Below are 14105 nucleotides of genomic sequence, written 5' to 3' on the forward strand. Positions count from 1 at the left end.
GGTAGGGGACTGACCGTGATGAACCTTCACCCGCACTTACGTCACAGCCTGTTGGCCAGTGCCTTGCTGCTGGCAAGCGGCCTGGCCACTGCCGCAGAGCCCCAGGTGATCGCCAAGGAGCTGCAGCAGGCCAAGACCTATACGGTGGCCAGCGCACCGATCGAGCCGCTGCAGATGGACCCGCCAAAGCTGCCCGACCTGACCGGTTTCACGGCCGAGGCGGTGCAGAAGAAAATCGACCGCCGCCACAAGGGCAAGGTCAGCCTGCGCCGTATGTTCCAGGAGGACACCCTCAAGGAGTTCGTCGGCGGCGACAACAAGGCCGCCGAGTGGGTGCAGCGCCAGCACGGCATCCCACAGGCGATCTTCGTCGAAGACGGCCATGTCGACCTGACCGAGTTGAGCAAGAAGGTACCCAAACAGTACTTCAGCGAAGTCGAGCCTGGGGTTTACCTGGCACGCCTGCCGATCGTGGTCGGGCAAAAGGGCATCCTCGAGATCGACGGCAAGGTCAAACAGCTGCGCCTGTCCCAGGAGGGCGGCGCATTTCTGGTCAATGACGGCAAGCTGTTCGTAACCGATACCCAGGTGACCGGCTGGCGGGAAAAGGACAACGGCCCGGCGACCTTCCGCTCGCCCAAGGAATTCCGCCCGTTTCTGCTGTCGTGGGGCGGTACCGAGACCTATATCGTCAATACGAAGATGGCCAGCTTCGGCTACGCCAAGTCCAAGTCGTATGGCGTGAGCATCTCGCAGTACACGCCGAACATGGCCAAGCGCATGGGCCGCCCGGAGCCCACCGGCTGGATCATCGGTTCGGAGTTCAGCGACATGTGGTACGGCTTCTACTGCTACGAAACCCAGGACTTCGTGATCAAGGACAGCACCTACCGCGACAACATCGTCTACGGCATCGACCCGCACGACCGTTCGCATCGCCTGATCATCGCCGGCAACACGGTGTACGGCACCAAGAAGAAGCACGGCATCATCGTTTCGCGTGAGGTCAACGACAGCTGGATCATCAACAACAAGAGCTACGACAACAAGCTCTCGGGCGTGGTGATCGACCGTAACAGCGTCAACAACCTGGTGGCCTACAACGAGATCTACCGCAACCACACCGACGGCATCACCCTGTACGAAAGCGGCGACAACCTGATCTGGGGCAACAAGCTGGTCAACAACCGCCGCCACGGCATCCGCGTGCGTAACAGCGTGAACATCCGCCTGTACGAAAACGTCGCCATGGCCAACGGCCTGGTCGGCGTATACGGCCACATCAAGGACCTGTCCGACACCGACCGCGACATCGCCCTCGACCCGTTCGACACCAAGGTGTCGCTGATCGTGGTGGGTGGCGAGCTGTCGGCCAACGGCTCCGGCCCGCTGTCGATCGACTCGCCGCTGTCGGTCGAGCTGTACAAGGTGTCCATGCTCGCCCCGCGCAAGGCCAGCGGCATCAGCCTCAATGGCGTGCTGGGCGAGCGCCAGGACGAAATCCTCGACCTGCTGGTACGCCAGCAGAAGGCTGTGCTGATCGACCCGGTCGAACGCCAGACCGAAATGATCGATTAAGGAAGCCCAGACCATGACTCCACACCTGATGAAACTGCTGGGCCTGTCCGCCGCCCTTCTGGCAATCAGCCAGGGCGTGCGCGCCGAAGACGTCAAGGCCCCGACCTTCAACGCCGAGCCCTGCTGCCAGTTGTGCCCTGAAGCGCACGATGCCAGCCGCTACACCACCCGCTATCAGCAAAACTTCACCACGCTGGTGCAGGCCCAGGGCGACTGGCTGTTCCGCACCCGTGAAGACCTGCGCACCGAGTTCAACACCACCCCGGCCGGCTACAAACGCCTGCAGCAAGTGCACGACGCGTTCAAGAAACGTGGCGTGGAACTGGTGGTGGTGTACCAGCCGACCCGCGGCCTGGTGAACCGCAACATGCTCAACCCGGCCGAAAAAGCCGCGTTCGACTACCAGAAGGCCCTGGGCAACTACCAGGCCATGCTCAAGCGCTTCGCCAGCATGGGCTACAACGTGCCCGACCTGTCACCGCTGACCAACGAGCAACTGGCCGCCGCTGACCAGGGCAAGGACTTCTACTTCCGTGGCGACCAGCACTGGACGCCGTACGGTGCCGAGCGCGCGGCGAAGATCGTGGCCGACACCGTGCACAAGATGCCGGCCTTCGAAGGCATCCCGCGCAAGGCATTCGAGACGAAGAAATCCGGGCGCATGGGCAAGACCGGCACCCTGCACAACGTTGCCGGCCAACTGTGCGGCACCAGCTACGCCGTCCAGTACATGGACCAGTTCGCCACCGAGCCGAAAGGCTCGAGCGGTGGCGACGACCTGTTCGGTGACAGCGGCAATGCGCAGATCACCCTGGTCGGTACCAGCCACAGCGGCAAAAACTACAACTTCTCGGGCTTCCTCGAGCAATACATCGGCGCCGACGTGCTCAACGTCGCCTTCCCAGGCGGCGGCCTGGAAGGGTCGATGATCCAGTACCTGGGCAGCGAGGAATTCCAGAAGAACCCGCCGAAGATCCTGATCTGGGAATTCTCCCCGCTGTACCGCCTGGACCAGGAAACCATCTGGCGGCAAATCCTTGGCCTGCTCGATGACGGCTGCGATGACCGCCCAGCCCTGATGAGCGCCAGCGCCACCCTCAAGCCTGGCAAGAACGAGCTGATGGTCAACGGCAAGGGCGGCGTGATCAAAGACCTGATCAACCGCAACCTGCAGATGGACGTCAAGTTCGAAGACCCCTCGGTGAAGGTGTTGCAGGCCACCCTCTGGTACCTCAACGGCCGCCATGAGGACATCAAGCTGGAAAAACCGGAAACCTCCGACACCGACGGCCGCTTCGTCTTCCAGATGCGCGAAGACGAGGACTGGGCCAGCCAGAGCCTGCTGGCGTTCGAGGTACAAGGGCCGGAAAGCGGCACCCAGAAGGTCGAAGCCAAGCTCTGCAAACGCAACAACTTCGCCGTGCCTGCGCAGACCGCGCAGGCTGGCCAGTGAGGCGACCCATGACCATTTTCAAGCGAATTTCCAGCCCCGCCCTGCTCGCGTTGGCCTTGTTTGGCGGTGCCGCGCACGCCGCGCTGGTACCGCCGCAGGGTTACTACCAGGGGATCGAAAAGCTCAAGACCGGTGAGGGTAACTTCCGCTGCGAAGCGGCGCCCAAGCCATACACCGGCCCGCTGCAGTTTCGCAGCAAGTACGAAGGCTCGGACAAGGCACGGGCAACGCTCAACGCAGCCTCGGAAAAAGCCTTCCGCACGTCGACCGAAGACATCACCACGCTGGAGAAAGGCGTGAGCAAGATGGTCGGCCAGTACATGCGCGACGGCCGCCCGGCGCAACTCGACTGCACCCTGACGTGGCTGGGTACCTGGGCACGCGCCGGTGCATTGCTGTCCACCGACTACAACCATACCGGCAAGTCGATGCGCAAATGGGCGCTGGGCAGCATGAGCGGTTCATGGTTGCGGCTGAAATTCTCCAACTCGCAGCCGCTGGCGGCACACCAGGCCGAGGCCGACCTGATCGAAAAATGGCTCAACCGCCTGGCCGAGCAGACTGTGCGTGACTGGAGCGACCTGCCGCTGGAGAAGATCAACAACCACAGCTACTGGGCGGCCTGGTCGGTCATGGCTACCGCCGTCGCCACCGACCGTCGCGACCTGTTCGACTGGGCCGTGAAGGAATACAAGGTGGGCGCCAACCAGGTGGATGACCAAGGCTTCCTGCCCAACGAGATCAAGCGCAAGCAGCGCGCGCTGGCCTATCACAACTACGCCTTGCCGCCGCTGGCGATGATTGCCAGCTTCGCCCAGGCCAATGGCGTCGACCTGCGCGCCGAGAACAACTTCGCCTTGCAGCGCCTGGGTGAAGGCGTGCTGGCCGGCGCCCGCGATCCCAGCCACTTCAAGGCGCGCGCGGGCAAGAAACAGGACATGACCGACCTCAAGGTCGACAGCAAGTACTCCTGGCTCGAGCCCTGGTGTGCGCTGTACCACTGCGTCGGCGACACGCTTGAGCGCAAGCACGACATGCAGCCGTTCAACAGCTTCCGGCTGGGGGGCGATGTGACCCGGGTCTATGACCCGAGTGCAGAGCGTAAAAAGTAACACCATCCCTGTAGGCGCGGGTTTACCCGCGAAGAGGCCGGGCCTGCCATCTGCGGTGCCTTGTGCCGGCCTCATTCGCGGGTAAACCCGCTCCTACGGGGGACTAGGTATCTCCCACCATTTCGTGGGGGGTTTGGGGGGCGCTTTGCCCTGGATGCTGTGAACAAATTAGGAGAACCGGGATGGTCTTCTCGTCCAACGTGTTCCTGTTCCTGTTCTTGCCGATCTTCCTCGGCCTGTACTACTTGAGCGGGCAACGTTATCGCAACCTGCTGCTGCTGGTCGCCAGCTACATCTTCTACGCCTGGTGGCGGGTGGACTTCCTGGCACTGTTCGCCGGCGTCACCCTGTGGAACTACTGGATCGGCCTGAAAGTCGGTGCCGCCGGTGTGCGCACCAAGCCGGCGCAGCGCTGGCTCCTGCTCGGCGTGGGTGTCGACCTGGCGATCCTCGGCTACTTCAAGTACGCCAACTTCGGCGTCGACAGCCTGAACGCGATCATGACGTCGTTTGGCCTGGAGCCATTCATTCTGACCCACGTGCTGCTGCCGATCGGTATCTCGTTCTACATCTTCGAGTCAATCAGCTACATCATCGACGTATACCGCGGTGACACCCCGGCTACCCGCAACCTGATCGACTTCGCAGCGTTCGTGGCGATTTTCCCGCACCTGATCGCAGGCCCCGTGCTGCGCTTCAAGGACCTGGTCGACCAGTTCAACAACCGTACCCACACCCTGGACAAGTTCTCCGAAGGCTGCACCCGCTTCATGCAGGGCTTCATCAAGAAAGTGTTCATCGCCGACACCCTGGCCGTGGTCGCCGACCACTGCTTCGCCCTGCAAAACCCCACCACGGGCGATGCCTGGCTCGGCGCCCTGGCCTACACCGCACAGCTGTACTTCGACTTCAGCGGCTACAGCGACATGGCCATCGGCCTGGGCCTGATGATGGGCTTCCGCTTCATGGAAAACTTCAAGCAGCCCTATATCAGCCAGTCGATCACCGAGTTCTGGCGGCGCTGGCATATCAGCCTGTCGACCTGGCTGCGCGACTACCTGTACATCACCTTGGGCGGTAACCGTAAAGGCACCTTCAATACCTACCGCAACCTGTTCCTGACCATGCTGCTGGGCGGCCTGTGGCACGGTGCAAACTTCACCTACATCATCTGGGGCGCCTGGCACGGCATGTGGCTGGCCATCGAGCGCGCGCTGGGCCTCGACACCAACCCGCAGCGCTTCAACCCGGTGAAGTGGGCCTTCACCTTCCTGCTGGTGGTAGTCGGCTGGGTGATCTTCCGCGCCGAAAACCTGCAGGTGGCCGCCCGTATGTACGGCGCCATGTTCAGCTTCGGCGACTGGCAGCTGTCGGAGCTCAACCGCGCCCAGCTCACCGGTCTGCAGGTGGCCACCCTGGTTATCGCCTACCTCACCCTGGCGTTCTTCGGCTTGCGCGACTTCTACCGCAATGCCAGGCCGACGCCCAAGGCGACCCCGGTGCAGGTCAACGCTGACGGCTCGATCGGCCTGGACTGGACCCGGGTGATGACCCGCGCACTGATCCTGCTGCTGTTCGTCGCCTCGATCCTCAAGCTTTCGGCGCAAAGCTACTCGCCGTTCCTTTACTTCCAGTTCTGAGGTTGATGACCATGACCCGGACATTACGCATCACCTATTCCCTGTCGTTCCTCGGCCTGCTGGTCGGCATGGGCGCCTGGTCCACCGGTGGCCTGCAGAGTTTCCAGCGCACCGAGCAGATGACCCTGCTCAACGGCAAACTGGCCAAGGCCGCCGAGACCCACTACGACGCCGAGTTCCCGATCAAGCGCCTGGGCACCAACCTGTGGGCGGCCATGGACTTCAAACTGTTCAACGAAGGCCGCCCAGGTGTGGTACTGGGCCGCGACCAGTGGTTGTTCAGCGACGAAGAGTTCAAGCCCACTGCCGGTGCCGAGCAATTGATGCAGGAAAACCTGGCACTGATCCGTGGCGTACGCGACACCCTGCAGCAACACGGTAGCCAGCTGGTGCTGGCGATCGTGCCGGCCAAGGCGCGGGTCTACGCCGAGTACCTGGGCAAAGAGCGGCCTGCCAGCCTGCATGACGACCTGTACAACCAGTTCCATGCCCAGGCACGCCAGGCCAACGTGTTCGCACCGGACCTGATGGCACCGATGGAGCAGGCCAAGGCCCGCGGCCAGGTATTCCTGCGTACCGATACCCACTGGACGCCCATGGGTGCCGAAGTGGCGGCGCAGGCGCTGGCCGAAGCGGTCAGCCGCCAGAGCCTGCTCAATGGCGACCCACAAGCCTTCATCACCGAAGCGGGCAACACCGCCCCCTACAAGGGCGACCTGACCAACTTCCTGCCACTGGACCCCTTGTTCAGCAACCTGCTGCCGGCCCCGGACAACCTGCAGAAACGCACCACCCGGCCGGTCGATGCCGAGGGTGACGCCGGCGACGCGTTGTTCGCCGACAAGCAGATCCCGGTTGCACTGGTAGGCACCAGCTACAGCGCCAACCCGCACTGGAACTTCCTCGGCGCGCTGCAGCAGGCCCTGCGCAGTGACGTCGCCAACTACGCCGAAGACGGCCATGGCCCGCTACTGCCGATGCTCAAGTACCTGCAAAGCGATGCCTTTAAAAACGCCGCACCACAAGTGGTGGTGTGGGAATTCCCAGAACGTTATCTGCCAATGAAAAACGACCTCAGCAGCTTCGATCCGCAGTGGATCGCGCAGCTGAAAAACGCCCGTAAATCCGAAGAAAACCTGGCCTTGTCGTCCACCCGGACAGACCACTGACTGATAGAGAGGAAACGCACATGACTACCAAGACTTCCATTGCCAAAGCCCTCACCCTCGCGGCCGGCCTTTCCCTTGCTTCGATGCAGGCCTTCGCCGGTGCCGACGCCGCACTGTATGGCCCAAGTGCGCCGAAAGGCTCGACCTTCGTACGCCTGTACAACGCGACCAGCGCACCCGCCGCCGCGTCGGTCGGCAACACCCAGATCAAACAGGTTGGCGCACAGGCCAGCAGCGATTTCAGCTTCCTGCCAGGCGGCGACTACACCGCCCAGGTCGGCGGCAAGAGCGTGCCGGTCAAGCTGGCCTCGGACAAGTACTACACCCTGGTCAACAGCAACAGCGGCAGCCCGAAGCTGATCGAAGAACCACCGTTCAAGAACAAGCAGAAAGCCCTGGTGCGCGTGCAGAACCTGAGCGACCAGCAACTGACCCTGAAAACCGCCGACGGCAAGACCGAAGTGGTCAAGCCGGTGGCCGCCAACGGCCGTGGCGAACGCGAAATCAACCCGGTCAAGGTCAACCTGGCGCTGTACCAAGGAGACAAGAAAGTGGGTGACGTGAAACCCGTCGCCCTGGAGCGCGGCGAAGCCGCAGTGCTGTACGTAACGGGTTCCGGCAACGCCTTGTCGCCGGTGTGGGTAACTCGCCCCGTGGCTAGCAACTGATTCCCCTGCCTCTCAACGACTATTGGAGAAACATGATGATCCCGGTAATTCTTTCTGGTGGTAGCGGTTCCCGTCTGTGGCCTCTGTCGCGCAAGCAGTTCCCCAAACAGTTCCTGGCCCTGACCGGTGAGCACACGCTGTTCCAGCAAACCATCGAGCGCCTTGTATTCGAGGGCATGGACACCCCGATCGTGGTCTGTAACAAGGACCACAAGTTCATCGTCCAGGAGCAACTGGCCGCACTGAAGCTGGAAACCCAAGGCATCCTCATGGAACCGTTCGGCCGCAACACCGCGCCGGCCGTGGCCATGGCTGCCATGAAGCTGGTCAACGAAGGCCGCGACGAGCTGATGCTGGTGCTGCCTGCCGATCATGTGATCGATGACCAGAAAGCCCTGCAACGTGCCTTGGCCTTGGCCACCGTGGCCGCCGAGCGTGGCGAGATGGTGCTGTTCGGCGTGCCGGCGACCAAGCCGGAAACCGGCTACGGCTACATCCGTTCCAGCCAGGATGCGCTGCTGCCCGAAGGCGTGGCGCGGGTTGCGCAGTTCGTCGAGAAGCCCGACGAAAAACGCGCGGCCGAGTTCGTCCAGGCCGGTGGTTACTTCTGGAACAGCGGTATGTTCCTGTTCCGCGCCAGCCGCTTCCTCGAAGAGCTGAAAAAGCACGACGGCGACATCTACGATACCTGCGTACTGGCCCTGGAGCGCAGCCAGGAAGACGGCGATGTGCTGAGCATCGACGAAGCCACCTTCGCCTGCTGCCCGGACAACTCCATTGACTATGCGGTGATGGAGAAAACCCAGCGTGCCTGCGTGGTGCCGATGTCGGCCGGCTGGAGCGATGTAGGCTGCTGGTCGTCGCTGTGGGAAGTGCACGAGAAAGACGACAACGGCAACGTCACCAAGGGCGACGTGGTGGTTCAAGACAGCCGCAACTGCATGATCCACGGCAACGGCAAACTGGTGTCGGTGATCGGCCTGGAGAACATCGTGGTGGTCGAGACCAAGGATGCCATGATGATTGCCCACAAGGACAAGGTCCAGGGCGTCAAGCAGATGGTCAAGACCCTCGACGAACAGGGCCGCACGGAAACCCAGAACCACCTGGAAGTGTATCGCCCGTGGGGCTCGTACGACTCGGTGGACATGGGCGGCCGCTTCCAGGTCAAGCACATCACCGTCAAGCCGGGCGCCAGCCTGTCGCTGCAGATGCACCATCACCGCGCCGAGCACTGGATCGTGGTATCCGGTACCGCCGAGGTGACCTGCGACGAGAACGTGTTCCTGCTGACCGAAAACCAGTCGACCTATATCCCCATCGCTTCGGTGCACCGTTTGCGCAACCCGGGCAAGATCCCGCTGGAGATCATCGAAGTGCAGTCCGGCAGCTACCTGGGCGAGGATGACATCGAGCGCTTCGAGGATGTGTATGGGCGCACGTCCACACCCATCGAGCGCGGCGTTTCGGTGAAGACCATCGCGCAGTAAATGCTGGCTCGCCCCTGGGCTGACCAGGGGCGAGCTGCTCATTCAAGGGTCGGGGCTATGACGGAGATGTCGAATGGGCCACCCACCACCCTGAAAGGTCGCTGCAAATCATCCTCCCCTTCAAATTCGAAGGATTCAGCCCTGATGCTTGTGGCGGTCATCTCGAGTTTCCGGATACGTCCGGATTTCGCATAGCCGCCATAGGTTGTGCCGCGCTTGTGAACAAGCGCCCGGTTCGCCTCCCCCCCGATAACGACATCCCGCACGCCCGCCTGTAACTGCAGGTCGAAGTCAATGTAGACGTCCGCATCATCGGCCTGCCCCTTGTACGCATACAACCACGCGTTTTGTTCAGTGGTCCCGAAATCCACGCCCTGCGAAACGAAATCCTCTCTTTGACCCGCAAGGCTGATGACAGCCGTAACAGTGCCCTTGGCAGGCGCTTTTTTCATTTCTTGTACAGGTTTTTGCTCAACCGATGTGTCACTCATGGCCATGCTCCTTTTGATTAGGCATGGCGGAATCTAGAATGGATGTACCCTTTCCACTACTCGCAGTATTGCCAGGTCTGGCCTCTGGCATAGTTGCTCACCGGTTACCTGACCGCTGGGTTTTAGATAGGCTGTAGCCATCCCTGCGCGCGAATGAGGCGATTACGCGATGCTGATCGGTGCCCTGCTGATCCTCACCTGGCTGGTGTTGTTGTTGCGTTACCCAGCCAAGGCTCTTCCCATCTCCCTGGCGGCCGTGTTTGGCCTGGGTCTGGTGGCCTTGTTCGTGGTCTGGCAAGACAGCCGCGAAAGCAGTCGACTGGCACGCCTGGACCTGCGCCTGACCTACGCCCCCGAACACTGTCCCGCCGACCGTGCCCTGCAGGTACGCATGAAGAACGGCAACGACGTGCCGCTGACCGAACTGCGCTGGCGCGTGGCAGCGTACGCACCGGGCGATACCGTGAACCTGGCCGAGAACACCTACAATGCACCGCGATACCGAGGGCCAGGTGAATTGCAGCCGGGGGCCGAGTGGCAAGACTGCCTGCCATTGCCGCCGCTGCGTTCCGGCTATCGGCCGCAGACCCTGGAATTCCGGGTAGAGCACCTGCAAGGTACATTTGCCAATTGATGTGTTGCCTATGCCGGCTTCTTTGCGGGTCAACCCGCTCCTGCAGGGTGTAGGGGCGGGTTGACCCGCAAAGAGGCCGGCACAGGCAACAACCAATCCTCCATGACAACAGGCCCCTACCATGCCCACCGTCCTGATCACCGGTTGTTCCAGCGGCATCGGCCGCGCCCTGGCCGACGCCTTCCGCGATGCGGGCCACCATGTCTGGGCCACCGCCCGCAAGCCTGAGGATGTCGAGCAACTGAGTGCCGCCGGCTACACGGCCCGGCAGCTGGATGTAAACGACGGCGAGGCACTGGCCCGCCTGGCAGAGGAACTGCAAACCCTCGATATCCTGATCAACAACGCGGGTTACGGTGCCATGGGCCCACTGCTCGATGGTGGCGTCGACGCCCTGCGCCAGCAGTTCGAAACCAACGTCTTCGCCGTGGTCGGCGTTACCCGGGCGCTGTTCCCGCTGCTACGCCGCTCACGCGGCCTGGTGGTGAATATCGGCAGTGTATCGGGCGTGCTGGTCACGCCATTCGCCGGCGCGTACTGCGCCTCGAAGGCGGCTGTGCATGCCCTGAGCGATGCCTTGCGCCTGGAGTTGGCGCCGTTCGGTGTGCAGGTGATGGAAGTACAGCCGGGTGCAATTGCCTCGCAGTTCGCCAGCAATGCCCAGCGCCAGGCTGAGCAGGTGCTGGCGGTCGACTCGGCGTGGTGGCCTTTGCGTGAGCATGTGCAGGCGCGGGCGCGGGCATCGCAGGACAAGCCAACGTCGGCGGCGGTATTTGCCCAAGGCGTGCTGGCAGCAGTCGGCAAGTCGCCGGCGCCCGCAGTGGTACGTTTGGGGAATGGCAGTACAGCCTTGCCGCTGATGGCACGGTTGCTGCCGCGGCGGTTGCTGGACTGGGCGCTGCGCAAGCGCTTTGGCCTGCTGCGCCCGCTCTGAGTGATCGCCTGCCTGTACCCGCGAAAGGGCCGGGCCTGCAGGACAATTTTCACCCGCCGTTCACCGTTGACGCTGCTACCGTATTCGCGGGTAAACCCGCTCCTACACAGATTGGTGGTGGACACACATCGGTGGTTGGACACAGACCGCCGTGTAGGAGCGGGTTCACCCGCGAAGAGGCCGGCCCTGCTGGCCAATCTCCACCCGCCGTTCACCGTTGCTGCCGCCACCGTATTCGCGGGTAAACCCGCTCCTACACAGATTGGTGGTGGACACACATCGGTGGTTGGACACAGACCGCCGTGTAGGAGCGGGTTCACCCGCGAAGAGGCCGGTGCAGCCTGCAAAGAATAAAGCCATGGACCGCAATCCACCCCTTCAGACTCTGTGCTTCCTCCCTAGCTGTGAGCATTCGGCAGCTGCTCGTCAAACGCCTGCCAGCCACCGCCCAGTGCCTTGTAAAGCCCCACCAGCGCCTGCGACACCGCCGCCGAGCTGTCGATCCATTGCTCCTCGCTGGCCAGCAGCGCGCCTTGCACCGTCAGCACATTGAGAAAGTCCACCGCCCCTTCCACATACTGGCGCTGGGCGGTTTCCAGGGCGATACGGTTTTGCCGCACGGCCTCGGCAAGGTGATCACGGCGCAACTGACTGGCGTTGTACAGGCGTAGCACATCGTCGATTTCATGCCAGGCCCCCAGCACCACCTTGCGATAGTTCAGCGCAGCTTCCTGCTGTTGCGCCTCGCGCAGCTCCAAGGTGCCCTTGAGCCGGCCGCCCTCGAAAATTGGCAGCGACATCTGTGGACCGAAGGCGAACCGGCGCGAATCCCAGCCACCGAAATCCGACAGCTGCATCGCCTGGAAGCCGACACTGCCCGACAGGCGGATACTCGGGTAGAAATCCGCCTTGGCCACGCCAATGCTGGCAGTGGCGGCATGCAGGCGGGCCTCGGCCTGGCGGATGTCCGGGCGGCGCTCGGCCAGTTCGGACGGCAAGCCAATGGCAAACTTCTGCTGCGGCGCAGGCAGCTCGCCGCCTGGCAGCAATTCGGCCTGGAGGCTGCGCGGCGGCTCGGCAGCGAGCAGGCTGAGGGCATTGATCAGGTCATCACGCCGCGCTTCCAGGCTTGGCAGACGCGCTTCGATAGAAGCGACCTGGGCGCTGGCCTGGGCCACATCCAGGCGCGTGGCAACGCCTTCGGCCTGGCGGTCCTGGGACAGCTTCAGGCTGTGCCGGGCGACCCTGAGGTTATCCTGCGTCACATCGAGGGTGTGCTGCACGGCACGCAGCTGGATGTAATTGCCGGCGGTTTCCGAAAGCAGTGCCAACAGCACACCGCGGCGGTCATTCTCGGCCACTTCGACCGTGGCATCGGCAGCCTCGACCTGACGCCGCACACGGCCCCACAGGTCCAGTTCCCAACCGGCCACCAGGTCGCCCTGCCAGAGGTTGAAGGCTTCTTTCCCGGCTTTGCCGGACGGATCGCTCAAGCCATCGGCGCTGTTACGAGCGCGGCTGTAACCGGCGTTCACGTCCACCGACGGTACTTCGTCGGCAGCCAAGGTACTGCGCAGGGCACGGCTTTGCAGCAGCCGCGCGCTGGCCATCTGCAGGTCGAGGTTGCGTTCGGCAACGCGCTGGATCAACGCGCTCAGGCGGGCATCGTGGAACGTTTCCCACCAGCGCAGTTCAAGCGGTTCGGCCTGCGGCTGGCTGGCCGCTGCCTCGCCTTGCAGCGGCGCCCACTGCTGCGGGGCCTGGCTATCTGGGCGCAGGAAATCCGGGCCCAGGGTGCAACCGGTCAGCAGCACAGCCAGCAGCAAAGGGCTCAAGCGTAATCCCGGTTTCATCGCGCGCTTACCTCTTTGCCGTCCAGCTTGTCGCCACGCGTGTCGATGGTGGCTTCGACCGACATGCCCACACGCAGGCGGGTGAGCAGTGGCTGGCCATCATCGAGAACGATCTTGACCGGAATGCGCTGCACCACCTTGGTGAAGTTGCCGGTGGCGTTGTCTGGCTTGACTGCGGCGAAGGTTACGCCGGTAGCCGGGGCAATGCTTTGCACATGGCCTTGCAGGGTTTCGCCGGAGAAGGTGTCGACGCTGATGCGCACCGGCTGGCCCGGCTGTACGTGGGTCAGCTGGGTTTCCTGGAAGTTGCCGACCACATAGGCCTGCTGCAACGGCACCACCGACAGCAGGCGAGCGCCCGGGTTGACGTAGGCCCCCACGCGCAGGGCGCGTTCGCCGACCATACCGTCCACCGGCGCTGTGATGCGGGTGTAGGACAGATCGAGCTGGGCCTTTTCCAGGCCTGCTTCGGCACGCTTGAGCTGGCCATCGGCGCTGGCCACTTGAGCCGTGAGGATGTCTACCTGCTTGCGCGCCGCCACCCGCGCAGCTTGAGCGTTGGCCAGGCGAGCACGGGCTTGATCGACCGCGCTGCGCGCCTGCTGGGCGTTCTGCACGGTACCCGCGCCCTGCTCGGCAAGGCGGCTGTAGCGGTTGACTTCATGGTCGGCGAACGCCGCTTCAGCCTGGGCCGCCTTCACTGCCGCTTCGGCCTGGGCAATCAGCGCGTCCTGGCGTTCAAGCGTGGCGCGGGCATCGGCGCTTTGTGCCTGGGCTACCAGCAACTGCGCCTGCGCAGCATCCAGCGCGGCCTGGTAGTCACGCGCGTCGATGGTCGCCAGCAACTGGCCAGCCGTGACCTGCTGATTGTCTTCCACCAGCACTTGCTTGATGAAACCGGCGACTTTGGGCGCGACCACGGTGTAGTCGGCGGTCACATAGGCGTCATTGGTGCTCTGGCGGTGATCGCTGCCAAACATCCAGGGGCCGACGATGCCGGCCAGGACGGCCACGGCCAGCACCGAGCCGATGAAAAGGGTTTTGCGGTTGTTGGTCATTTCAATGGTTCTCGAAATCATCCAG

The 14105-nt window shown here is 63.0% G+C and carries 12 protein-coding genes; 9 read left to right on the plus strand and 3 right to left on the minus strand.

What is annotated here, in order from left to right:
• The first annotated feature begins 18 nt into the window (after window positions 1-18).
• The 7 genes from algG to LMH93_RS22720 all read left to right on the plus strand — a co-directional run bounded on the left by algG (window position 19) and on the right by LMH93_RS22720 (window position 9110).
• A complete protein-coding gene (gene algG, locus LMH93_RS22690; protein ID WP_230064604.1) occupies window positions 19-1578 on the plus strand; it encodes a mannuronan 5-epimerase AlgG in 1560 nt (519 codons plus the stop codon).
• A 13-nt stretch (window positions 1579-1591) separates the two neighbouring features.
• Window positions 1592-3031, plus strand: coding sequence for an alginate O-acetyltransferase (locus LMH93_RS22695; protein ID WP_003251752.1), 1440 nt, complete (start codon window positions 1592-1594; stop codon window positions 3029-3031).
• Window positions 3032-3039: 8 nt separating this feature from the next.
• Window positions 3040-4143, plus strand: a complete 1104-nt coding sequence (locus LMH93_RS22700) for a mannuronate-specific alginate lyase (RefSeq protein WP_004577144.1) — start codon at window positions 3040-3042, stop codon at window positions 4141-4143.
• A gap of 182 nt (window positions 4144-4325) precedes the next feature.
• Window positions 4326-5783 (plus strand): MBOAT family O-acyltransferase, encoded by a 1458-nt coding sequence (locus LMH93_RS22705; protein WP_014592311.1) that lies wholly within the window; start codon window positions 4326-4328, stop codon window positions 5781-5783.
• A gap of 11 nt (window positions 5784-5794) precedes the next feature.
• Entirely contained in the window at window positions 5795-6952 is a 1158-nt protein-coding gene (locus LMH93_RS22710; RefSeq protein ID WP_185279982.1) for an alginate O-acetyltransferase, read from the plus strand.
• Between the two features lie 20 nt (window positions 6953-6972).
• On the plus strand, window positions 6973-7620 hold the full coding sequence (locus LMH93_RS22715) for an alginate O-acetyltransferase AlgF (protein WP_003251744.1): 648 nt from the start codon (window positions 6973-6975) through the stop codon (window positions 7618-7620).
• A 35-nt stretch (window positions 7621-7655) separates the two neighbouring features.
• The gene (locus LMH93_RS22720; protein ID WP_003251742.1) at window positions 7656-9110 is read left to right on the plus strand and encodes a mannose-1-phosphate guanylyltransferase/mannose-6-phosphate isomerase; all 1455 of its coding nucleotides are present in this window, start codon (window positions 7656-7658) and stop codon (window positions 9108-9110) included.
• Between the two features lie 38 nt (window positions 9111-9148).
• On the opposite strand, the gene LMH93_RS22725 is transcribed toward LMH93_RS22720, so the two are convergent.
• Complete coding sequence (locus tag LMH93_RS22725; RefSeq protein ID WP_019752512.1) at window positions 9149-9601, minus strand: hypothetical protein; 453 nt, start codon at window positions 9599-9601, stop codon at window positions 9149-9151.
• A 169-nt stretch (window positions 9602-9770) separates the two neighbouring features.
• Between LMH93_RS22725 and LMH93_RS22730 the strand changes: the two genes are divergently transcribed.
• Together LMH93_RS22730 and LMH93_RS22735 are read left to right on the plus strand one after the other, a co-directional pair.
• On the plus strand, window positions 9771-10235 hold the full coding sequence (locus LMH93_RS22730; protein ID WP_003251738.1) for a hypothetical protein: 465 nt from the start codon (window positions 9771-9773) through the stop codon (window positions 10233-10235).
• A 121-nt stretch (window positions 10236-10356) separates the two neighbouring features.
• The gene (locus LMH93_RS22735) at window positions 10357-11169 is read left to right on the plus strand and encodes an SDR family oxidoreductase (protein WP_003251736.1); all 813 of its coding nucleotides are present in this window, start codon (window positions 10357-10359) and stop codon (window positions 11167-11169) included.
• A gap of 398 nt (window positions 11170-11567) precedes the next feature.
• Here the strand turns inward: LMH93_RS22735 and LMH93_RS22740 are convergent, their stop codons facing one another.
• Both LMH93_RS22740 and LMH93_RS22745 read right to left on the minus strand, forming a co-directional pair.
• On the minus strand, window positions 11568-13022 hold the full coding sequence (locus LMH93_RS22740) for an efflux transporter outer membrane subunit (RefSeq protein WP_003251734.1): 1455 nt from the start codon (window positions 13020-13022) through the stop codon (window positions 11568-11570).
• Window positions 13019-14080, minus strand: coding sequence for an HlyD family secretion protein (locus LMH93_RS22745; RefSeq protein WP_003251732.1), 1062 nt, complete (start codon window positions 14078-14080; stop codon window positions 13019-13021). The genes LMH93_RS22740 and LMH93_RS22745 overlap by 4 nt, the downstream gene beginning before the upstream one ends.
• Between the last annotated feature and the right edge of the window lie 25 nt (window positions 14081-14105).

The sequence above is a fragment of the Pseudomonas sp. CIP-10 genome (assembly GCF_020911845.1).
GTDB classification, from domain to species: Bacteria; Pseudomonadota; Gammaproteobacteria; order Pseudomonadales; family Pseudomonadaceae; genus Aquipseudomonas; species Aquipseudomonas alloputida.